This is a genomic window from Rhodanobacter aciditrophus (assembly GCF_050026795.1).
Taxonomy (GTDB): Bacteria; Pseudomonadota; Gammaproteobacteria; order Xanthomonadales; family Rhodanobacteraceae; genus Rhodanobacter_A.
Genome location: NZ_JALBWP010000007.1, coordinates 215,164 through 234,843, shown reverse-complemented (window position 1 = coordinate 234,843; position 19,680 = coordinate 215,164). Strand labels below are relative to the sequence as shown.

Below are 19,680 nucleotides of genomic sequence, written 5' to 3'. Positions count from 1 at the left end.
CCACACACTGCGCGGTCACGGGCAGGTACTGGCACCGGACAAGGGGTCCGGGTGTCGGACGCCTCGTCCACAGGGGAGCTCATGCAACGTCTGCCCGGCCTCGACCTGCTGCGCGCCATCGCCATCGTCTGGGTGATGCTGTTCCACTCGTGGATGATCGGCGGCCTCGGCGGGCCGCTCCAACCCGTGGCCGACTACGGCTGGATGGGCGTGGACCTGTTCTTCGTACTAAGCGGGTATCTCATCGGCTACCAGTTGCTGGAACCGCTGAGCCGCGGCGAACCGCTGCACTTCGGCGCGTTCTACCTGCGCCGTGCGTTCCGCATCCTGCCGGCCTTCCTGGCCGTGCTGTCGCTCTACCTGCTGTTTCCCGACTGGCGCGAGGCGCCGGGCATGCAGCCGGCGTGGCAGTTCCTCACCTTCACGCTGAACCTGCTGATCGACTACCGGCACAACCAGGCGTTCTCGCATGCCTGGTCGCTGTGCGTGGAGGAGCATTTCTACCTGCTGTTCCCGGTGCTGGCCTGGTGGCTGGCGCGGCACCCTTCGCGGGGGCGCGTCGTCGCCGGCGCCGCATTCGTCGTCGTGGCGGGCCTGCTGCTGCGCGGCTACGCCTCGCTGCATGGCAAGGACTGGCTGGAAAGCATCTACTTCCCCACCTGGACCCGGCTGGACGGCCTGCTGGCTGGCGTGCTGCTGGCGGCGATCCAGGCCTACCTGCCGGATAGATGGACCACCCTGCAACGGCACGCCCAGCTGCTCGCCGGCGCAGGCCTGCTGCTGGTCGGCGCCGCGATCTGGCTGTTCCGCGACAAGACCGCGTTCGCCGCCAGCGTGTTCGGCTTCCCGTTGCTGTCGCTGGGGCTGGCCCTGCTGGTGGCCGCCGGCGCGGGGAGCACCGCCTGGCTGGGGCGCTGGCGCGTTCCCGGCGCGGGCTGGGTTGCCGGCATTTCCTACAGCCTCTATCTCAGCCACAAGCTGGCGCTGCATGCGGTGCACGGCCTGTTGCTGCGCTGGCCCGCGCTGCACGGGCTTGCCGCCTTCGCTGCGTACGCGCTGGCGATCGCCACCACCGGCGCGCTGCTCCACTATGCCGTCGAGCGGCCGTTCCTGCGCCTGCGTACGCGGCTGGTCCGTACCGGTTCGCGTGGAGTCGTCGAAACGCAGGCGGCGTCGGCCTGAGCGGCCGTCCGCGATTGAATCGCCCCGTGCCAGCCCCATGTCCAACGGATCGCGGTCCGCCGCTCGTTCCTCACGACCCGCCATGAGCGACTCCGCCCAGCCCCGCCCCGCCCGCCGCCTAGGCGCCTTGCGCCAGCTGTGGCCGTTCCTCCGGCCGCACTGGCGGCTGGCGCTGGGCTGGCTGTTTTTCCTCGGCGTGTCGTCCACCGCCACCCTGGTGCTGCCGATGGCGGTACGGCGGATCATCGAGCGCGGCTTCGAGCACACCGATCCCGGCGCGATCAACGCCACCTTCCTGGGCCTGTTCGCGGTGGCGCTGGTGCTGGCCGCGGCCACCGCGGCACGCTACTTCTGCATCACCCTGCTTGGCGAACGCGCGCTGGCCTCGCTGCGCAGCCAGCTCTACGCGCACGTGATCCGGCTCGATGTGGGTTTCTTCGAGCGCAGCCGCGTGGGCGAACTCAACTCGCGCCTGGGCACCGATACCGAAGTGGTGCAGGCGCTGATCGGCTCGGGCATCTCGGTGGCTTTGCGCAGCGCGGTGATGCTGCTGGGCGCCAGCGCGATGATGGTCTGGACCAGCCCGCGCCTGGCCGGGCTCACCGCGCTGGTGATCCCGGCCGTGATGCTGCCGATCCTGGTGTTCGGCCGACGCGTGCAGAAGCTGTCGCGTGCCAGCCAGGATCGCCTCGCCGACGCCGCCGCGATCGCCAACGAGACGCTCAACGCCGCGCCCGCGGTGAAGGCCTACGCGCGCGAGGACATCGAGAGCACCCGCTACGCCGGCGCAATCACCCGTGCCCTGGCTTCCGCGCGCCAGCGCATCGGCATGCGCGCCTGGCTCACCGCCGCGGTGATCGTGCTGTTCTTCGGCGCGATCACCCTGGTGCTGTGGGCGGGCGCGCGCGACGTGCTGGCCGGCACACTCGGCGCCGGCGTGCTGGGCCAGTTCGTCCTTTACGCGGTATTCGCCGCCGGCTCGGTGGCGGGCCTTTCCGAGGTATGGGGCGACGTGATGCGCGCGGCCGGCGCGATGGAGCGCATCGGCGAGCTGTTCGGCGAGCATGCCGACATCGCCAGCCCCGCGCAGCCGCAGGCGCTGCCGCGCCCGGTGAGTGGCGCGCTCCGCTTCGAGCACGTGCGCTTCCACTACCCCACCCGCCCCGACGCGCCCGCGCTGCACGACTTCAACCTCGACATCCGCCCCGGCGAGACGGTGGCCCTGGTCGGCCCGTCCGGCGCGGGCAAGAGCACGGTGCTGGCGCTGCTGCTGCGCTTCTACGACCCGCAGTCCGGCAGCATCCGCTTCGACGGCGTCGACCTGCGCGCGCTGGCCCTGCCCGAGCTGCGCGGCGCGATCGCGCTGGTGCCGCAGGAGACCGCGATCTTCGCCGGCAGCGCCGCCGACAACATCCGCTTCGGCCGCCAGGACGCCGGCGACGACGAGGTGACCGACGCCGCCCGCGCCGCCGAGGCACACGAGTTCATCAGCGCGCTGCCCGAAGGCTACGCGGCGGAACTGGGCGAGCGCGGCGTGCGCCTGTCCGGGGGCCAGCGCCAGCGCATTGCGATCGCCCGCGCGATCCTGCGCGATGCGCCGCTGCTGCTGCTCGACGAAGCCACCTCGGCGCTGGACGCGCAATCCGAGGCCGCGATCCAGCAGGCGCTGGCCCGGCTGGAACAGGGCCGCACCACGCTGGTCATCGCCCATCGCCTCGCCACCGTGCAGCGCGCCGACCGCATCGTGGTGATGGACGGTGGCCGCATCGTGGCGCAGGGCACGCACGAGAGCCTGCTGGCCGAAGGCGGCCTGTACGCGGAGCTGGCGCGGCTGCAGTTCGTGGCGTAGGAGCGCACCGCACGCGCGATGCGGCTGCCGCTACGGCCCGGTCGTGCACGGGGTGTGCTCCTACGGCTGGGCGTCCACCGCCTGCTTGATCGCTTCGACGAACGCGCGCCGCCCGGCCACCAGTTCCTTCGAGGTCGCGTCCGGCCACGACGCCACCTGCGCGATCACCAGCCTGCGCGCGGGATCGACATAGACCATCTGCCCGAAGATACCGATCGCCGCATAGCTGCCGTCGGTATCCGTCCACCACAGGTAGCCGTAGCCGCGGTCCGGCGCATCGGTGCTCGCGTGTTCGCGCGTGGCGCCATGCAGCCAGGCCGGCGCGATCACCGGCTTGCCGCCGATGCGCCCGCCACCGAGCATGAACTGCCCCAGTCGCGCGTAGTCGCCCAGCGTGGCCGAGAGGCCGCTGCCGCCGGTGTCGCTGCCATCGCATTCGTCCTTGATCCAGTACGCGTCGGAAGCCATGCCGTATGGCTTCCAGACCGCCGCGGACAGATCCGCCGCCAGCGAGCGGTGCGTGGCCCGCTGCACCAGGATGCCGAGCAGGTCGGTCTCCGCGGTGTTGTAGTTCCAGTGCGTGCCGGCCGGCCATTGCCGCGGCAGCTTCATCAGGTACGACAGCACGTGCGCGCGGCCGCCGGCGCAGGCGCCGAGGTACATCTGCGCCACGTCCGATTTCGCGTCGTCGTAGTCCTCGTTCCAGCGCACGCCCGAGGTCATCGTCAGCAGCTGCTCCACCGTGACGTCGGCGTAGGCGCTGCCGCGCAGCTCAGGGATGTAGCGACCGAGCCTGTCGCCCATGCCATGGATGTAGCCCTGCTGCAGGGCGACGCCCAGCAGCACGGAAGTCACCGACTTGGCCACCGAGAACGAGGTCCAGCGCTGCGTCGGCCCGAAGCCCATCGCGTAGCGCTGCAGCCGCACGCGTCCGTCCTGCAGCACCATCACCCCGGCGACGTGGTACTTCGCCATGTAGCCGGCCAGCCACGCCGCCCCGTCGCGCCCATCCACCCTCAGCGGCTTGCCCGCGGGCAGCGCATGCACGTGCGCACCGTGCGTCGCGCGATCGCTGGGAAAGCGCTCGTACATGTGCCGGAACCGCGCATCGCGCTCGGCCTGCGACCAGAACAGCACGCCCTCGCGCTGCTGGCCGATGCTGGGCCTGGCCGGCTCGCTCGCCACCGACGGCAAGGCGACGCCCAGACACAGGACGGCGACGATCAAACAGACGCGAAGGCTGGCTGGCATGGCGGTGTGCGGTGATGGCGAAACCGTGATTCTACCGGCTGCCATCAAACGAAACCGTCGGCGATGCAGCCTCGTCATAGGCTGGAAGCCCTCTCCCAACGAAGCAATGTGCCTGCTAGTGTTGCAGCACCTCATCATAGAGAAGCGGGACATGGGCCCTCACGCCATTGCCTTCACGACGCCCGCGACCGCACCTCGCTGGAAGCGCTGGCTCGTGTACTCGCCACTGGCGCGCATCGGCATCTTCATTTTGGTCCTCGTCGGTCTTGCACTCCCCACGAAGACCCTGATGCTGCATACCGGCCTGGGTTCAACATCGACATCCAACATCGATGGACTAACCTTGCTGGTCGTCTTCGCTCAGACCATCCCTGCGTTGCTGGCCTATCTATTCCTGGTGCGCGTCATCGAGCGCCGCCAGCCGGCCGAGCTGGCATGGCGCAAGCTCGTTTCACGCAGTCTGTCAGGCATCGCCCTGGGCGCAGCGATCTTCGGTTCCGTGATCGGTGTGCTGTGGCTAGCGGGCAGCTACCACGTGGACAGCACGACATCCCCCCTGAAACTTCTGGTGCTGTTCGTCATGGTGGGTCCGAGCGCGGCCATCGGCGAAGAAATCATGTTCCGTGGCGTGCTGTTCCGAATTTCCGAAGAAGGCCTGGGGACCTGGGCCGCCCTTCTGATCTCGGCCCTTGCCTTCGGCATAGTTCACCTGGGCAACCCGAACGCCACGCTCTGGAGCGGCCTGGCCATCGTCATCGAAGCAGGTCTGCTGCTCGCACTGGCCTATCACGTGACGCGCTCGCTGTGGTTCTGCATGGGCCTTCATGGAGCCTGGAATGTGATGGAGGGTCCGGTGTTCGGCAACTCCGTCTCGGGCCTGCCTCCCCAAGGACTGCTGAATTCGCACCTGACCGGACCGGACTGGCTGAGCGGCGGCTCCTTCGGCCCCGAGAACTCGCTGATTGCAGTGGCGTGCAGCCTGCTGGTGGCGTCGACCTTCCTGGCAATTGCGCTCAAGCGCAGAACGATCGTGCCGCCGCTCTGGGCACGACGCGGCAGCAACCGCGACGCGCCCTAACGCATCAACCAGCTCAGTGCTCTGCTGGCCAGCGTGTCCTGGATCGCAATGGGCGGATCCTTGGTGCCCGGAGCGGGGATCGAACCCGCATACCCGCGAGGGTGAGGGATTTTAAGTCCCTTGCGTCTACCAGTTTCGCCATCCGGGCGGCGAGTGGAATGCCTGCGTGCAGGCCGCGGGATCGTAGCATGCGCCCCCGGCACGGCCGTCGCGGGCACGCGCGCGACTCCCGGACTTCGCACACGAAAAACCCGCCGTGTGGCGGGTTTCGCGACTGGCTCGGCGGCCAGCGAACAATGGAGGCCTAGGTCGGAATCGAACCGGCGTACGCGGATTTGCAGTCCGCTGCATGACCACTCTGCCACCAGGCCATTGTCCAGCCGTTGCGATCGCGAGGCATCGCCGCCGGCTTGATAAAACAAAACCCCGGCTTAGCGAGGTTCTGCAGGAAAACTGGAGCGGGAAACGAGACTCGAACTCGCGACCCCGACCTTGGCAAGGTCGTGCTCTACCAACTGAGCTATTCCCGCTTGAGGAGCCGCAAATGATAGCAGAACAGCGGCGGATGTGAAGCCCTCGGCGCGCGCCTCTCCGTACCGAACCCGGGCTGCGCATGCGCCTCCCGGAAACGCCGAAGCCCCGGCGGACCGGGGCTTCGTGCGCGAATCTGGAGCGGGAAACGAGACTCGAACTCGCGACCCCGACCTTGGCAAGGTCGTGCTCTACCAACTGAGCTATTCCCGCTTGGGAGCGCGCATTCTAATACGCGAACGCGCCGCGTCAAGACTTCCTCGCCGGGCTCTTCAGGCGCCGCCGTGCGTGCCCGGCTGCCGCGGCGCGTCGCCGCGCAGGGTGGGCCAGGCCGCGTGCAGGTAGTACAGGCCCGACCAGATGGTGAGCACGCCGGCGATCACCAGCAGCGCCTCGCCGATGTGGTACAGCCGCAACGCGGTGGCCTCCTTCTCGTGCTGCACGATCAGCACCACCAGCGCCACGATCTGCATCACCGTCTTCAGCTTGCCGATGAACGCCACCTTGACCGTGGCGCGCATGCCGACTTCGGCCATCCATTCGCGCAGCGCCGAAATGCTGATCTCGCGTCCCACGATCACCGCTGCGGTCACCGCCATCACGATGCTGGACCAGCCCTCCGGGTGCGACTCCACCAGCAGGAACAGGGTGACCGCCACCATCAGCTTGTCGGCCACCGGATCGAGGAAGGCGCCGAACGCCGAAGTGAGGTTCATCCGCCGCGCCAGGAAGCCGTCCAGCCAGTCGGTGAACGCCGCCAGCAGGAACACGATCGCAGCGGTGATGTTGTGGCCGGGAAACGGTAGGTAGAACGCCAGCACCATCACCGGCAGCAAGGCCACGCGGAACAGGGTCAGCCAGGTGGGTAGGTTGATGCGCATGCGGGAGTCCGTCGGTTTGCCACAGTGTCGCATGCCGCCGCGTCACGGCGCAGCGAAAGGCGCTTGCCGCCCGGTCGACGCGTCTTCAACCGTGCAGCGCGGCGTAGATGCGTTCGGCCAGGCCGCGGTCGATGCCCTTCACGCGCATCAGCTCTTCCACGCCGGCGGCCTCCACCCCGGCCAGGCCGCCGAAGGTTTTCAGCAGCGCGCTGCGCCGGCGCGCGCCCACCCCGGGCACGTCCTCCAGCACGCTGCGCTCGCGCGCCTTCTCGCGCCGCTTGCGGTGGCCGCTGATCGCGAAGCGGTGCGATTCGTCGCGCACCGCCGCGACCAGGTGCAGCGCCGGCGAAGCGGGACCGGGGTGGATCTCGCGCCCCTGGTCGACCAGGATCAGCGTCTCCTCGCCCGCCCGCCGTGCCGGCCCCTTGGCCACGCCGACCACGTGGATGCCGGCAACGCCGAGCTCCTTCAGCACCTCCAGCGCCTGTGCCACCTGTCCGCCGCCGCCGTCGATCAACAGCACGTCGGGCTTCGCGCCCTCGCCGTCGGCCACCTTGCGGAAGCGCCGGGTCAGTGCCTGGTGCATCGCGGCGTAGTCGTCGCCTGGCGTGATGCCGGCGATGTTGAAGCGGCGGTAGTGCGACTTCTCCGGCCCCTCCGGCCCGAACACCACGCAGGAGGCCACCGTGAGCTCGCCGCGGGTGTGGCTGATGTCGAAACACTCGATGCGCCGCGGCGGCTCGGGCAACTGCAGCAGTTTCCGCAGGTCCTCGAAACGCGTGCCAAGGGTCTGCCGGCTGGCGAGGCGTTGGGTCAGCGAGGCTTGCGCGTTGCGCTCGGCCATCTGCAGGAAACGGGCGCGTTCGCCGCGCACGCTGCTCTTCAGTTCCACCGCATGCCCGCTCTGTTGCGCCAGCATCTCGGCCAGCATGGTCCGTTCGGGCAGTTCCTCGCCGAGGATCAGCTCGCGCGGCACCGGGCGATCCAGGTAGTACTGCGCCACGAACTGGGCCAGCACGTCGGCGGGCTCGGCATCCAGCGGCAGGCGCGGGAAGAAGTCGCGCGTGCCGAGGCTGATGCCGTCGCGGAAGAACAGCACGCTGACGCAGGCCAGGCCCGACTCGATGCGGCAGGCGATCACGTCCATGTCGGCGCTGGCGCCCTGCACGTGGTGCTGCGCCTGCAGCTGGCGCAGCGCCGCCACCTGATCGCGCAACCTGGCGGCGCGCTCGAAGTCCAGCTTCGCGCTGGCCTGTTCCATCGCCGCGGCCAGTTCGTCGATCACCGCACTGCTGCGCCCCTCCAGGAACATCTCGGCGTGGCGCACGTCGCGGGCATAGTCCTCCTTCGAGATCAGTCCCACGCACGGCGCGCTGCAACGGCCGATCTGGTACAGCAGGCAGGGCCGCGAGCGGTTGCGGAAATAGCTGTCCTCGCACTGGCGCACCTTGAACAGCTTCTGCATCAGGCCCAGGCTCTCGCGCACCGCGAAAGTGCTGGGATACGGCCCGAAGTAGCGTCCCGGCAGGTTCTTCGCGCCGCGATGGAAGGCCAGCCTCGGATAATCCTCGCCGCTCGACAGGTAGATGTACGGGTAGCTCTTGTCGTCGCGCAGCATGATGTTGTAGCGCGGCTTCAGCGACTTGATCAGCTGCGATTCCAGCAGCAATGCCTCGCCCTCGGTGCGCGTGACGGTGATCTCGCAGCGGGCGATCTGCGCGATCATCGCGGCGATGCGCGGCTCCAGGCGCGGCTTGAGGAAATAGCTGCCGACGCGCTTCCTGAGATTGCCGGCCTTGCCCACGTACAGAAGCTCGCCCTGCGCGTCGAAATAGCGGTAGACGCCGGGCGAGGTGGTCAGGGTGCGGACGAAGGCCTTGCCGTCGAAGGCCTGCGGCGAATCGGATGCCATGCGGACAATTCTAGCGGCTGGCGTGGCGCAACCGTTCGACCAGGGCGGCGACGCTGCGCTCGGCCAGCGCCACCGCCGCGGCGAAACCGGCCTCATCGCCATGCCAGGGATCGGGGAACTCGACCGGCGGCGCCGCGCCGCTCCATTCCAGAAACAGCGCCGCCTTCGCGGCCAGCTCCGGTGCCGGCGCGCGCTGCCGCAAGTCGCGCAGGTTCGCGCGGTCCATCGCCAGCAGCAGGTCGTGCTCGACGAAATCGCGCTCGCGCAGCTGGCGGGCACGATGCCGCGACAGGTCGTGGCCCGCCGCATGCGCCGCCGCGAGCATGCGCGGATCGGCACCCTCGCCCGCATGCCAGTCGCCGGTGCCGCAGGAAGCCACGGCCACGGCCAGCCCCGCTTCGGCCAGGCTCGCGCGGGCCACGGCCTCGACCAGCGGCGAACGGCAGATGTTGCCGAGGCAGACGAACAGGATGCGCCGCATGCTCACGCCTGCGCGCGCAGCCACTGCTCGGCGCGTGCGAGATCGGCCTCGGTGTCGATGCCGGGCGGGAACGGCTCGGGAGTCAGCCGCACCGCGATCGCGTGGCCGTGTTCCAGCACGCGCAGCTGCTCCAGCGACTCGGCCTGTTCCAGCGGCGTGCGCGCCAGCCGCGCGTACTGCGCGAGGAAACCCGCGCGATACGCGTAGATGCCAATGTGGCGCAGGAACGGTACATCCGGCGGCAGCGCATCACGGTTCGCGGCGAACGCATCGCGCGCCCACGGCAGCGGCGCGCGGCTGAAATACAGCGCGCGGCCGTTCGCGCCGCGCACCAGCTTCACCACGTTGGGGTCGAACAGCTCGTGCGCGTCGGAGATCGGGGTGGCCAGTGTCGCCATCGGCGCATCGTCCCCGCTCAGTGCGCGCGCCACCTCGCGGATGCCGGCAGCCGGCGCGAACGGCTCGTCGCCCTGCAGGTTCACCACGATGGCGTCGTCGTCCCAGCCGCACAGCGCGGCGCATTCGGCAAGGCGGTCGCTACCGGAGGCGTGGTCGGCGCGCGTCATGCAGACCTGCACGCCCTGCCCGGCCAGCGCCTCGGCAATGCGCGCATCGTCCGTCGCCACCACCACGTCCGTCGCACCCGCCTGCAAGGCGCGCTGCGCCACGCGCACCACCATCGGCACGCCGGCGATGGCGCGCAACGGTTTGGCCGGCAGGCGGGTGGAGGCGTAGCGGGCGGGAATGGCGACGATGAATGGCGGGACGGCGGACATGGCAACCTCGCGGCAAGGCCGCCAAGCCTAGCGCATCGCGCCTGCGCGGGCGCGATGCGCGGCACTCAGCCGACGACGTCCAGCGCGAAGCCGCAGCCGTTGGCCAGTGCCATGAAGCCGGGGAACGAGGTGGCCACGTGGCGGCAGTCGTTGATGCGCACCGGCGCCTGCGCCGCCAGCCCGGCCACCGCGAAGCTCATCGCAATGCGATGGTCGGTGAGGCTTTCCACCGTGCCGCCGGCGAGCGTGCCGCCGTGGATGGTCGCGCCGTCCGGTGTCTCGTCCACCGTGATGCCCAGCGTGCGCAGGCCCGTGGCCATGGTGGCGAGACGGTCGGATTCCTTGACGCGCAATTCGGCGGCGCCGCGAATGACGGTGCGGCCCTTGGCCGCGGCCGCGGCGACGAACAGCGCGGGGAACTCGTCGATCATGTCGGGCACCAGCGCCTCGGGCAGCTCGACGCCATGCAGCGGCGCGTGGCGCACCACCAGGTCGCCCACCGGCTCGCCGCCGCTGTTCTTCTCGTTCTCGATGCGGATGTCCGCGCCCATCAGGCGCAGCGCTTCGAGCAGGCCAGTGCGGCGCGGGTTGAGTCCCACCGCCGGCAGGCGCAGCTCGGAGCCGGGCACGATGCCCGCGGCGACCAGGAAGAACGCCGCGGAAGAAAAATCCGCCGGCACGTCCACGTCGGTGGCGCGCAGCGCGTGTCCGCCGGAAAGCTTCGCGCGGCCGGGCTCGAACGCGATCGGCCAGCCGAAGGCGGCCAGCATGCGCTCGGTGTAGTCGCGCGTGGGATGCGGCTCGATCACCTCGGTCTCGCCTTCCGCATACAGGCCCGCCAGCAGCAGCGCGGACTTCACCTGCGCGCTGGCCACCGGCAGTTCGTAGCGGATGCCGTGCAGGCGCTGGCCGCCGCGAACCACCAGCGGCGGCAGACCATCCTGCGTGTCGATGCGCGCGCCCATCGCGGCCAGCGGATCGGTGACGCGGCGCATCGGCCGCTTCGACAGCGAGGCGTCGCCGATCAGGGTGCTGTCGAACACCTGCCCCGCCAGCAGGCCAGCCAGCAGGCGCATGCCGGTGCCGGCATTGCCGCAGTCCAGCGGCTGCGCACTTGCGCGCAGGCCATGCAGGCCCACGCCGTGCACCACGCGCTCGCCGTCGGCAGGCGTCTCGATGCGCACGCCGAGCTGCTGCAGCACGACGGCGGTGGCGCGGGTGTCCTCGCCTTCGAGGAAACCGCGGATGCGCGACCTGCCGTCGGCCAGCGCGGCGAACATCAGCGCGCGGTGCGAGACGGATTTGTCGCCCGGCACGCCCACGCTGCCCCGCAGCGGGCCGGCCGGGCCGCTGCGCCAGTCCAGCCGCCCGCTCACGGCAGCGCCACCGGGTAGGAGCCGAGCACGCGCAGCTGCGCCACCGACTGTTCGATCTCCTTCACCGCCGCCTGCAGTGTCTCGTCCTGGATGTGGCCGGAGACGTCGATGAAGAACGCATACTGCCACTTGCCGCTGTGCGCGGGTCGCGACTCGATGCGGTTGAGGCTCACGCCGTGCGCCGCAAACGGGCTCAGTACGTGGTACAGCGCGCCCGGCTGGTCGTTCACCGTGATCAGCAGCGAGGTGCGGTCGTTGCCCGAGGGCGGGAACAGGCTGCGGCCGATCACCAGGAAGCGGGTGGTGTTGTCGGCGCGGTCCTCGATGCCGCTGGCCAGCGTCTTCAGGCCGTAGACCTTGCCGGCGGTCTCGCCGGCTATCGCGCCGACGTCGTCGGCATGGCGCGCCAGCCGCGCCGCCTCGGCATTGCTCCCCACCGCCTCACATTCCACGTTCGGCAGGTTCATGCGCAGCCAGGTCTTGCACTGCTGCAGCGACTGCGCGTGGGCATAGACGCGCTTGATGTCCTCCAGCCGCCCCGCCATCGAATGCAGGCACTGGTGTACGCGCAATTCGACTTCGCCGCAGATGCGCGCGTCGGAGGTGAGGAACATGTCCAGCGTCACCTGGATCATGCCCTGGCCGGAGTTCTCCACCGGCACCACGCCGAAGTCGGCGTGGCCGGCGGCGACTTCCTGGAATACTTCCTCGATGCTGCCCAGCGGCAAACCGTAGGCGGCATGGCCGAAGTGCTTGCGCACCGCCTGCTCGCTGAACGTGCCTTCGGGACCTAGGTAGCCGATCTTCAACGGGTCTTCCTGCGCCAGGCAGGAGGACATGATCTCGCGGAACAGCCGCACCATCTCGGCGTCGGACAGCGGCCCCTTGTTGCGGTCCACCACCATGCGCAGCACGTGCGCCTCGCGCTCGGGGCGGTAGTAGTCGATCGCGGACAGACCTTCGCCCTTCACCCGGGCCACCTCCTGCGCCCAGTTCGCACGCTCGGAGATCAGCTCCTGGATCTGCCGGTCGATGCTGTCGATGCGCTCGCGCACGTCGGCCAGCGAGATCTTGCTTTCAGTCATATCGGAGTTCTAGATGGATAGAAGGCCAAATGCCGCTCACCGATGATGCCCGAAACGTTCAGCCGTGTCGCGTCGCGAAATCGCGCATGAACGCGACCAGCGCATCCACCGCCTCCGGCGGCACCGCGTTGTAGAGCGAGGCACGCATGCCGCCCAACGCCTTGTGGCCCTTCAGCGCGACCAGGCCGGCCGCCTCGGACTCGGCGAGGAAGGCTGCGTCCAGCGCGCTGTCGTGCAGGGTGAACGGCACGTTCATGCGCGAGCGTGCGACCGGGTCCACCGCATTGCGGTAGTAGCCGCCGGAGCCGTCGATGGCGGCGTACAGCCGTTCGGCCTTGGCGCGGTTGCGCTCGGCCATCGCGGCGAGGCCACCCTGCGCCTTCAGCCACTGGAAGGTGAGTCCGGCGAGGTACCAGCCCCAGGTGTTCGGCGTGTTGAGCATGGAGTCGTTCGCCGCGTGCTCGGCGTAGCGGAAGATCCGCGCCATCGGCCGCCCGGCGCGCATCAGCAGGTCGCGGCGCACGATCATCAGCACCAGGCCGGAGGGACCGATGTTCTTCTGCGCGCCGGCGTAGATCAGGCCGTAGCGGCGCACGTCCAGCGGCGCCGAAAGGATGTCGGAGGACATGTCCGCCACCAGCGGCACCCCGCCCACGTCGGGGACGACATGGTGCTGCACGCCGTGGATGGTCTCGTTGGGCGTGTAGTGCACGTAGGCGGCGCGCGGGTCGAGCTTCCATGCCCCGCGCGGCGGCAGGCTGCGGTAATCGTCGGCCTTGCTGTCGGCGGCCACGTTGACCCTGACGTAGGGTGCGGCCTCGCTGGCCGCCTTGGCACCCCAGTGGCCGTTGACGATGTAGTCGGCGCTGTCGCCCTCGCCGGCCAGGTTCATCGGGATCTGCGCGAAGTGCTGGGTGGCGCCGCCCTGCAGGAACAGCACGGCGTAGTCGTCGGGGATCGCAGCCAGTTCGCGCAGATCGGCCTCGGCCCGGGCGGCCATGGCGATGAAGCGCTTGCCGCGATGCGACTGCTCCATCACCGACATGCCGCTGCCGTTCCAGTCCAGGAGCTCGCGCTGCGCGCGCTCGAGGACTTCGCGCGGCAGCGCCGCCGGACCCGCACTGAAATTCCACACCTGGCTCACCGAAGCTGTTCCCGTGGCTGCGTCCGCTGCATTATGCCGCGCCGCAGCATCGAGCCGTCAATGGGATCGCTCCTTATCGCGTCGTGCGGCCAGGGATGACCGCCCGTTTGACTCCTGCGATCATGGATGATCGCAAGGCTTCGGATAGTGCGACCAAGGATGGCCGCCGGACTCAGAAACGTATCCACAACACCAGCGCGATGCCCAGCGCCAGCAACGCGGCCGTGAGGATCAGCCACCACACTTCGCCGCGCGGGCCGGCGACATCCTCGGGCAGGACCGGGGTGGAGGGCTCGGGCGGCGCGATCGCAGGCTCCGCCTCCATCCCGGGCGCGTCGAGCACGAAGCGGTGCGGCCCCAGGCTGAGCTGGTCGCCAGGCCTCAGCGCCACGCGCTGCACCGGCGCGCCGTTCACCCGCAGCGGATAGGCCATCGACGCCTGCGCCGCCTCGAGCATCAGGCCGCCGTCCTCCCATGCCAGCTTCAGGCTCGCCGTCTCGCCCTGCGGCAGTTCCAGCGGGAAGCGGCCGTAGGGCCCCAGTTCCAGGCTGCTCCCGATCGGCAGGACCCGCCCGGACAGGGCACCGGACAGTGCGCGCAGGGCCGCGGTGCAACGCGCCTGCGCCGGTGCCGTCATGGCTTCGCGCTGTTCCGGCGACACGTCGTCGCGCAGCAGCATGCGGCAGTCGCCCACGCTCAGCATGTCGCCCGGTCGCAGCAGGGCACATTCGCGCACCGGCCGCGCGTTCACGTACACGCGCGTGGCCGTGGGCAGTACCTGCAGCACCCAGCCACGCCGGTCCTGCTCGATGCGAAGGTGCCGCGGCGCGGCCTGCTTCGCCGACAGCACCAGATCGTTGTCCGCCGCGCTGCCTATCCGCAGTTGCGGTTTTGCCCAAAGGAAATCTTCGCGGGCGGAATGGAGAAACTCGATGCGCATCGCCTTACCAGTCCATTGACCGCCGCACTCTAGCATGCGGCTCCCACGGACCCGTTCGCCTTTCGCGCGGCATCGAATCGCCGCGCGCAAAGACTTATCATGCCCACCCCCGACGGAGCCCCGCATGCCCAGCATCGACATCCACCGCCCGCATCGCCTGCCGCTGCCGGAAGCCCGCGCCGTGGTCGAAAAGGTGGCCGCACGCATGCACGAGAAGTTCGACCTCGAGGGGCGCTGGCAGGGCGACACGCTGTACTTCTCCCGCCCCGGCGTGAACGGCCAGATCGCCGTGGGCGCCGACGCGATCCGCGTGCGCGCCGATCTGGGCCTGCTGCTGTCGCCGCTCAAAGGCATGATCGAACAGGAGATCCGCCGCAAGCTGGACGAGCATTTCGCCTGAGCGGTTTTCGGCGATTCTTTGCCCGGACGCCCGGCCGTGGCATAATCGCCGGCTTGTGCGGCCACCACGGCCGCTCTCCGACCCGGAACACATGGCCAAAGACGACGTCATCGAAATGGAAGGCACGGTGCTGGAAACCCTGCCCAACACCATGTTCCGCGTGCAGCTGGAGAACGGGCACGTAGTCATCGCCCACATCTCCGGGCGCATGCGCAAGCACTACATCCGCATCCTCACGGGCGACAAGGTCAAGATCGAGATGACCCCGTACGACCTGAGCAAGGGGCGGATCACCTACCGCATGAAATAAGGCGGACGCCGCACCGGCACGAAAAGGCCGCGCATCGCGCGGCCTTTTGTGTTGTCTGCGGCCGGCACGCCGCCGTGGTCATTCCACCACGGCGGGGAGCTTCTCGGCGGCGTCGCAGTTCACCGACAGCTCGCCGTCCTTGACGCCCAGCATCACCTTGCCGCCTTCCGCCAGCTTGCCGAACAGGAGCTCGTCGGCCAGCGCGCGCTTCACCTTCTCCTGGATCACCCGCGCCATCGGGCGGGCGCCCATCTGCGCGTCGAAGCCGTGCTCGGCCAGCCAGCGGCGCGCCTCGGCGTCCACGTCCAGGCTCACGTGCTTCTCGGCGAGCTGCGCTTCCAGTTCGATCAGGAACTTGTCCACCACGCGCAGGATATGCTCGAAGTCCAGCGCGTTGAACTGGATGATGGCGTCCAGCCGGTTGCGGAACTCCGGCGTGAAGCTGCGACGGATCACCTCCATCGCGTCGGTGCGGTGGTTCTGCGCCACGAAGCCGATGCTGCGCCGCGAAGCCTGCGCCGCGCCGGCGTTGGTGGTCATCACCAGGATCACGTTCTTGAAGTTCGCCTCGCGCCCGTTGGTGTCGGTGAGCACGCCGCGGTCCATCACCTGCAGCAGGATGTTGTAGACGTCCGGGTGGGCCTTCTCGATCTCGTCGAGCAGCAGCACGGCGTGCGGGTGCTTGGTCACCGCCTCCGTGAGCAGGCCGCCCTGGTCGAAGCCCACGTAGCCCGGGGGCGCGCCGACCAGGCGCGACACCGAGTGCGCCTCCATGTACTCGGACATGTCGAAGCGGATCATCTCGATGCCGAGTTGCAGCGCGAGCTGGCGCGTGACCTCGGTCTTGCCCACGCCGGTGGGGCCGGCGAGCAGGAAGCAGCCGATCGGCTTGGCGGGGTCGGCCAGGCCCGAACGCGCCATCTTGATCGACGCGGCCAGCGCCTCGATCGCGGCGTCCTGGCCGAACACCACCATCTTCAGGTTGCGCTCCAGGTTCCTCAGCACGTCGCGGTCGGAGGCGGAGACCTGCTTGGCGGGGATGCGCGCCATCTTGGCCACGATGTACTCCACCTCGGCCACGTCCACCTTGCCGCTGCGCTGGTCTTCGGGCAGCAGCCGTTGACGGGCACCCGCCTCGTCGATCACGTCGATCGCCTTGTCCGGCAGCAGGCGGTCGGGAATGTGCTTCACCGCCAGGTCCACCGCCGCCTTCAGCGATTCGTTGGTGTAGATGACGTTGTGGTGCTCCTCGAAGCGCGAGCGCAGGCCCTTGAGGATCTCGATGCTGTCGGCCACGGAAGGCTCGACCACGTCGATCTTCTGGAAGCGCCGCGCCAGCGCGCGGTCCTTCTCGAACACGCCGCGGTATTCCTGGAACGTGGTCGAGCCGATGCAGCGCAGCTCGCCCGAGGCCAGCAGCGGCTTGATCAGGTTGCTGGCGTCCATGGTGCCGCCCGAGGCGGAGCCGGCGCCGATGATGGTGTGGATCTCGTCGATGAACAGGATCGCACCCGGCTGCTTCTTCAGCTGGGCGATCACGCCCTTGAGGCGCTTCTCGAAGTCGCCGCGGTACTTGGTGCCGGCCACCAGCGCACCGAGGTCCAGCGACCAGATGGTGGCGTTCTCCAGCACCTCGGGCACTTCGCCGTCCACGATGCGCTTGGCCAGGCCCTCGGCCAGCGCGGTCTTGCCCACGCCGGCGTCGCCGACGTAGAGCGGGTTGTTCTTGCGCCGGCGGCACAGCACCTGGATGGTGCGCTCGATCTCGTCGGCGCGGCCGATCAGCGGGTCGATCCTGCCTTCCAGCGCCAGTTCGTTGAGGTTGCTGGCGTACTCGGAGAGCGGGTTGCCCTTCGCCTCGCCACCCTCCTCGCCCTCGCGCTCGCCGCCGCCGGGCGTGCCGGTGGAGGCTTCGTCGCCCACCTTGGCGATGCCGTGCGAGATGTAGTTGACCACGTCCAGCCGGGTGATCTCCTGCTGGTGCAGGAAGTACACGGCATGGGAATCCTTCTCGCCGAAGATCGCCACCAGCACGTTGGCGCCGGTGACCTCCTTCCGCCCCGAGGACTGCACGTGGTAGACCGCGCGCTGCAACACGCGCTGGAAGCCCAGCGTGGGCTGGGTATCGCGCTCGTCGCCGTGCGGCAGTACCGGCACGGTCTCGGCGATGACCTTTTCCAGCTCATGGGTGAGCCGCGGCAGATCCACGCCACAGGCGCGCAGCGCGCCCAACGCGGACTGGTTGCCGGTGAGCGCAAGCAGCAGGTGCTCCACGGTCATGAACTCGTGGCGCTGCTCGCGGGCCTGCTTGTAGCACTGGCCGATGGTGACTTCGAGATCCTTGCTGAACATCCGGACCGTCTCCGTTGCAATGGCGTGGGCGGCTGTGCCGCGATGGCTACATAGTGGGGGCGCTCAGAGCTTTTCCATAGTGCACAACAACGGGTGCTGGTGGGAGCGTGAATACTCGTTCACCTGGGTGACCTTGGTCTCGGCCACCTCGCGGGTGAACACCCCGCACACGCCCTTCCCGCGGGTATGCACATGCAGCATCACCTGCACCGCGCGCTCCTGGTCCAGACCGAAGAAGCCGCGCAGCACCTCCACCACGAAATCCATCGGCGTGAAGTCGTCGTTGAGCAGCACCACCTGGAACAAGGGCGGCCGCGCCACCTCCGGCTTCGCGGTCTGCAGCGCCAGGCCGTGGCCGCTGTCCTGCTCGTTTTCGGGTTCGTGGGCCATGGATGACGGGTGTTCCTTCGACGGTTGCGATTATACGCCGTGCCGGCTGCGCGCCCCACGGCGATCGGATGCTCAGGTAATGGCACAATGACCGCTTTTCCAGTCCGCCGTTCCCGATGCCGTCTGCCGTTGCCACCACCGATGCAATCTGGCGCCCCCACGTCACCGTGGCCTGCGTGGTGAGCGACGGCGCGCGCTACCTCATGGTGGAGGAGGAAGTGCGCGGCCGGCTCGCGTACAACCAGCCCGCCGGCCACCTGGAGGATCGCGAGCGCCTCGTCGATGCGGCCGTGCGCGAGACGCTGGAGGAGACCGGCTGGACGGTGCAGCCCACCCACCTGATCGGCGTGCACCAGTGGCGCAGCACCGAGCACGGCGAAGGCGTGATCCGCTTCAGTTTCGCGGCACGTCCCCTCAGCCACGATCCGGCGCGGCCGCTGGATGCCGGCATCCGCCGCGCCCTGTGGCTGGATCGCGCCGAAATCGCCGCGCTGGGCGGACGCCTGCGCAGCCCGCTGGTGCTGGCGAGCATCGATGCATGGCTGGCTGGCGCCAGGCTGCCGCTGGACACGCTGCACGGCTGGCCGGACGGCACGACGCCATGAAGGTGATGCTGGGCGTTTCCGGCGGCGTCGACTCCTCGGTCGCGGCGCTGCTGCTGCAGCGGGCCGGCTACGAGGTCGAGGGCCTGTTCATGCAGAACTGGGAAGAGGACGAGCGCAGCGGCCCCTGCACCGCCGATGCCGACCGCAAGGATGCTGTGGCCGTGTGCGGCCGCCTGGGCATTCCGTTCCACGCGCGCAACTTCGCCGCCGCGTACTGGGACGGCGTGTTCGCGCACTTCCTCGCCGAATACCGCGCCGGCCGCACGCCGAACCCCGACGTGCTGTGCAACCGCGAGATCAAGTTCAAGACCTTCCTCGACGAAGCGCGCGCGCTGGGCGCGGAAAAGATCGCCACCGGCCACTACGCCCGCATCGACTGCCGCGACGGCGAATACCGCCTGCTGCGCGCAGTGGATGCGGCCAAGGACCAGACCTACTTCCTGCATGCGCTGGGCCAGGCCCAGCTCGCCGCCACGCTGTTCCCGATCGGCGAGATCGAGAAATCGCGGGTGCGCGAACTGGCGCGGGAAGCGCGACTGCCCACGCATGCGAAGAAGGATTCCACCGGCATCTGCTTCATCGGCGAACGCGATTTCCGCAGTTTCCTGGCGCAGTACATCCCGGCCCGGCCCGGCGAGATGCGCACGCCCGAGGGCAGGCTCGTGGGCGAACACCAGGGCGCGATGTATTACACGCTGGGCCAGCGCAGTGGCCTCGGGATAGGCGGGCGCCAGGACGCCAGCGGCGAGCCGTGGTACGTAGTGGGCAAGGACGTGGCGGCCAACCTGCTTTACGTGGCCCAGGGCAACGCCAACCGCTGGCTGGATTCGCGCTTGCTGCACAGCGAGACGCCGCAGTGGGTCGCCGGCCGCGCTCCCGCCGACCGGTTCCGCTGCACCGCCAGGACCCGCTACCGCCAGGCCGACCAGGCCTGCGAGGTGCGCTTGCTGGACGCCGGCCTGGAAGTACGCTTCGACACCCCGCAACGGGCCGTGACCCCCGGCCAGTCGGTGGTCTTGTACGACGGCGAAACCTGCCTCGGCGGCGCCGTGATCGCCGCCACCGACGCCCCCTTCGGCGGCCTTGCCCCTGCCCGGCCTTCCCCCATCCGGAGCGAGAGTTGACTGTGCTTGATAC

Annotated in this window: 18 protein-coding genes and 4 tRNA genes; 7 read left to right on the top strand and 15 right to left on the bottom strand. The window is 69.2% G+C overall.

What is annotated here, in order from left to right; all coding sequences use genetic code 11:
* The first annotated feature begins 81 nt into the window (after nt 1-81).
* Together ACQGNW_RS01650 and ACQGNW_RS01645 are read left to right on the top strand one after the other, a co-directional pair.
* Nucleotides 82-1,182, top strand: coding sequence for an acyltransferase family protein (locus ACQGNW_RS01650; protein WP_426661314.1), 1,101 nt, complete (start codon nt 82-84; stop codon nt 1,180-1,182).
* A gap of 82 nt (nt 1,183-1,264) precedes the next feature.
* The gene (locus ACQGNW_RS01645; protein ID WP_426661313.1) at nt 1,265-3,031 is read left to right on the top strand and encodes an ABC transporter transmembrane domain-containing protein; all 1,767 of its coding nucleotides are present in this window, start codon (nt 1,265-1,267) and stop codon (nt 3,029-3,031) included.
* Between the two features lie 60 nt (nt 3,032-3,091).
* Here ACQGNW_RS01645 and ACQGNW_RS01640 read toward each other — a convergent pair whose 3' ends face one another.
* Nucleotides 3,092-4,282: a serine hydrolase domain-containing protein gene (locus tag ACQGNW_RS01640; protein WP_426661312.1), complete on the bottom strand. Its 1,191-nt coding sequence runs from the start codon at nt 4,280-4,282 to the stop codon at nt 3,092-3,094.
* A gap of 151 nt (nt 4,283-4,433) precedes the next feature.
* On the opposite strand from ACQGNW_RS01640, the gene ACQGNW_RS01635 reads away from it, so the two are divergent.
* The gene (locus ACQGNW_RS01635) at nt 4,434-5,360 is read left to right on the top strand and encodes a CPBP family intramembrane glutamic endopeptidase (protein ID WP_426661311.1); all 927 of its coding nucleotides are present in this window, start codon (nt 4,434-4,436) and stop codon (nt 5,358-5,360) included.
* A gap of 61 nt (nt 5,361-5,421) precedes the next feature.
* On the opposite strand, the gene ACQGNW_RS01630 is transcribed toward ACQGNW_RS01635, so the two are convergent.
* The 12 genes from ACQGNW_RS01630 to ACQGNW_RS01575 all read right to left on the bottom strand — a co-directional run bounded on the left by ACQGNW_RS01630 (nt 5,422) and on the right by ACQGNW_RS01575 (nt 14,486).
* Nucleotides 5,422-5,508, bottom strand: a tRNA-Leu gene (locus tag ACQGNW_RS01630).
* Nucleotides 5,509-5,657: 149 nt separating this feature from the next.
* Nucleotides 5,658-5,731: transfer RNA gene (locus ACQGNW_RS01625), tRNA-Cys, on the bottom strand.
* An 83-nt stretch (nt 5,732-5,814) separates the two neighbouring features.
* A tRNA-Gly gene (locus ACQGNW_RS01620) sits at nt 5,815-5,890 on the bottom strand.
* 138 nt (nt 5,891-6,028) lie between these two features.
* A tRNA-Gly gene (locus ACQGNW_RS01615) sits at nt 6,029-6,104 on the bottom strand.
* Between the two features lie 59 nt (nt 6,105-6,163).
* Complete coding sequence (pgsA, locus tag ACQGNW_RS01610) at nt 6,164-6,772, bottom strand: CDP-diacylglycerol--glycerol-3-phosphate 3-phosphatidyltransferase (protein WP_426661310.1); 609 nt, start codon at nt 6,770-6,772, stop codon at nt 6,164-6,166.
* 85 nt (nt 6,773-6,857) lie between these two features.
* On the bottom strand, nt 6,858-8,684 hold the full coding sequence (gene uvrC / locus ACQGNW_RS01605; protein WP_426661309.1) for an excinuclease ABC subunit UvrC: 1,827 nt from the start codon (nt 8,682-8,684) through the stop codon (nt 6,858-6,860).
* Between the two features lie 10 nt (nt 8,685-8,694).
* Complete coding sequence (locus ACQGNW_RS01600; protein ID WP_426661308.1) at nt 8,695-9,165, bottom strand: low molecular weight protein-tyrosine-phosphatase; 471 nt, start codon at nt 9,163-9,165, stop codon at nt 8,695-8,697.
* 2 nt (nt 9,166-9,167) lie between these two features.
* Nucleotides 9,168-9,941, bottom strand: a complete 774-nt coding sequence (gene kdsB, locus ACQGNW_RS01595) for a 3-deoxy-manno-octulosonate cytidylyltransferase (protein ID WP_426661307.1) — start codon at nt 9,939-9,941, stop codon at nt 9,168-9,170.
* Nucleotides 9,942-10,006: 65 nt separating this feature from the next.
* Nucleotides 10,007-11,317 carry a 3-phosphoshikimate 1-carboxyvinyltransferase gene (gene aroA, locus ACQGNW_RS01590; RefSeq protein ID WP_426661306.1) on the bottom strand — a complete coding sequence of 437 codons (1,311 nt, stop codon included), beginning with the start codon at nt 11,315-11,317 and terminating at the stop codon, nt 10,007-10,009.
* A complete protein-coding gene (gene pheA, locus ACQGNW_RS01585; RefSeq protein ID WP_426661305.1) occupies nt 11,314-12,402 on the bottom strand; it encodes a prephenate dehydratase in 1,089 nt (362 codons plus the stop codon). Before pheA ends, aroA begins: the two co-directional genes overlap by 4 nt.
* A 58-nt stretch (nt 12,403-12,460) precedes the next feature.
* Nucleotides 12,461-13,546, bottom strand: a complete 1,086-nt coding sequence (gene serC / locus ACQGNW_RS01580; protein WP_426661304.1) for a 3-phosphoserine/phosphohydroxythreonine transaminase — start codon at nt 13,544-13,546, stop codon at nt 12,461-12,463.
* A 172-nt stretch (nt 13,547-13,718) separates the two neighbouring features.
* A complete protein-coding gene (locus tag ACQGNW_RS01575) occupies nt 13,719-14,486 on the bottom strand; it encodes an FHA domain-containing protein (protein WP_426661303.1) in 768 nt (255 codons plus the stop codon).
* 124 nt (nt 14,487-14,610) lie between these two features.
* On the opposite strand from ACQGNW_RS01575, the gene ACQGNW_RS01570 reads away from it, so the two are divergent.
* The gene (locus ACQGNW_RS01570; protein WP_426661302.1) at nt 14,611-14,886 is read left to right on the top strand and encodes a polyhydroxyalkanoic acid system family protein; all 276 of its coding nucleotides are present in this window, start codon (nt 14,611-14,613) and stop codon (nt 14,884-14,886) included.
* A 91-nt stretch (nt 14,887-14,977) separates the two neighbouring features.
* On the top strand, nt 14,978-15,196 hold the full coding sequence (gene infA / locus ACQGNW_RS01565; protein WP_077485337.1) for a translation initiation factor IF-1: 219 nt from the start codon (nt 14,978-14,980) through the stop codon (nt 15,194-15,196).
* 78 nt (nt 15,197-15,274) lie between these two features.
* On the opposite strand, the gene clpA is transcribed toward infA, so the two are convergent.
* Both clpA and clpS read right to left on the bottom strand, forming a co-directional pair.
* Nucleotides 15,275-17,548: an ATP-dependent Clp protease ATP-binding subunit ClpA gene (clpA, locus tag ACQGNW_RS01560; RefSeq protein WP_426661301.1), complete on the bottom strand. Its 2,274-nt coding sequence runs from the start codon at nt 17,546-17,548 to the stop codon at nt 15,275-15,277.
* A gap of 63 nt (nt 17,549-17,611) precedes the next feature.
* Nucleotides 17,612-17,938 (bottom strand): ATP-dependent Clp protease adapter ClpS, encoded by a 327-nt coding sequence (clpS, locus tag ACQGNW_RS01555; protein ID WP_426661300.1) that lies wholly within the window; start codon nt 17,936-17,938, stop codon nt 17,612-17,614.
* A 116-nt stretch (nt 17,939-18,054) separates the two neighbouring features.
* On the opposite strand from clpS, the gene ACQGNW_RS01550 reads away from it, so the two are divergent.
* Both ACQGNW_RS01550 and mnmA read left to right on the top strand, forming a co-directional pair.
* The gene (locus ACQGNW_RS01550; RefSeq protein ID WP_426661299.1) at nt 18,055-18,543 is read left to right on the top strand and encodes an NUDIX hydrolase; all 489 of its coding nucleotides are present in this window, start codon (nt 18,055-18,057) and stop codon (nt 18,541-18,543) included.
* Nucleotides 18,540-19,667, top strand: a complete 1,128-nt coding sequence (gene mnmA, locus ACQGNW_RS01545; protein ID WP_426661298.1) for a tRNA 2-thiouridine(34) synthase MnmA — start codon at nt 18,540-18,542, stop codon at nt 19,665-19,667. The genes ACQGNW_RS01550 and mnmA overlap by 4 nt, the downstream gene beginning before the upstream one ends.
* Nucleotides 19,668-19,680: the final 13 nt, after the last annotated feature.

Excerpts from the sequence above, each read along its gene's own strand:
- clpS (WP_426661300.1), bottom strand. The coding sequence starts at position 17,938 with ATGGCCCACGAACCCGAAAACGAGCAGGACAGCGGCCACGGCCTGGCG.
- infA (WP_077485337.1), top strand. The coding sequence starts at position 14,978 with ATGGCCAAAGACGACGTCATCGAAATGGAAGGCACGGTGCTGGAAACC.
- ACQGNW_RS01640 (WP_426661312.1), bottom strand. The coding sequence starts at position 4,282 with ATGCCAGCCAGCCTTCGCGTCTGTTTGATCGTCGCCGTCCTGTGTCTG.
- ACQGNW_RS01635 (WP_426661311.1), top strand. The coding sequence starts at position 4,434 with ATGGGCCCTCACGCCATTGCCTTCACGACGCCCGCGACCGCACCTCGC.
- clpA (WP_426661301.1), bottom strand. The coding sequence starts at position 17,548 with ATGTTCAGCAAGGATCTCGAAGTCACCATCGGCCAGTGCTACAAGCAG.
- pgsA (WP_426661310.1), bottom strand. The coding sequence starts at position 6,772 with ATGCGCATCAACCTACCCACCTGGCTGACCCTGTTCCGCGTGGCCTTG.
- ACQGNW_RS01600 (WP_426661308.1), bottom strand. The coding sequence starts at position 9,165 with ATGCGGCGCATCCTGTTCGTCTGCCTCGGCAACATCTGCCGTTCGCCG.
- kdsB (WP_426661307.1), bottom strand. The coding sequence starts at position 9,941 with ATGTCCGCCGTCCCGCCATTCATCGTCGCCATTCCCGCCCGCTACGCC.
- mnmA (WP_426661298.1), top strand. The coding sequence starts at position 18,540 with ATGAAGGTGATGCTGGGCGTTTCCGGCGGCGTCGACTCCTCGGTCGCG.
- ACQGNW_RS01650 (WP_426661314.1), top strand. The coding sequence starts at position 82 with ATGCAACGTCTGCCCGGCCTCGACCTGCTGCGCGCCATCGCCATCGTC.
- ACQGNW_RS01550 (WP_426661299.1), top strand. The coding sequence starts at position 18,055 with ATGCCGTCTGCCGTTGCCACCACCGATGCAATCTGGCGCCCCCACGTC.
- ACQGNW_RS01645 (WP_426661313.1), top strand. The coding sequence starts at position 1,265 with ATGAGCGACTCCGCCCAGCCCCGCCCCGCCCGCCGCCTAGGCGCCTTG.
- ACQGNW_RS01575 (WP_426661303.1), bottom strand. The coding sequence starts at position 14,486 with ATGCGCATCGAGTTTCTCCATTCCGCCCGCGAAGATTTCCTTTGGGCA.
- pheA (WP_426661305.1), bottom strand. The coding sequence starts at position 12,402 with ATGACTGAAAGCAAGATCTCGCTGGCCGACGTGCGCGAGCGCATCGAC.
- uvrC (WP_426661309.1), bottom strand. The coding sequence starts at position 8,684 with ATGGCATCCGATTCGCCGCAGGCCTTCGACGGCAAGGCCTTCGTCCGC.
- ACQGNW_RS01570 (WP_426661302.1), top strand. The coding sequence starts at position 14,611 with ATGCCCAGCATCGACATCCACCGCCCGCATCGCCTGCCGCTGCCGGAA.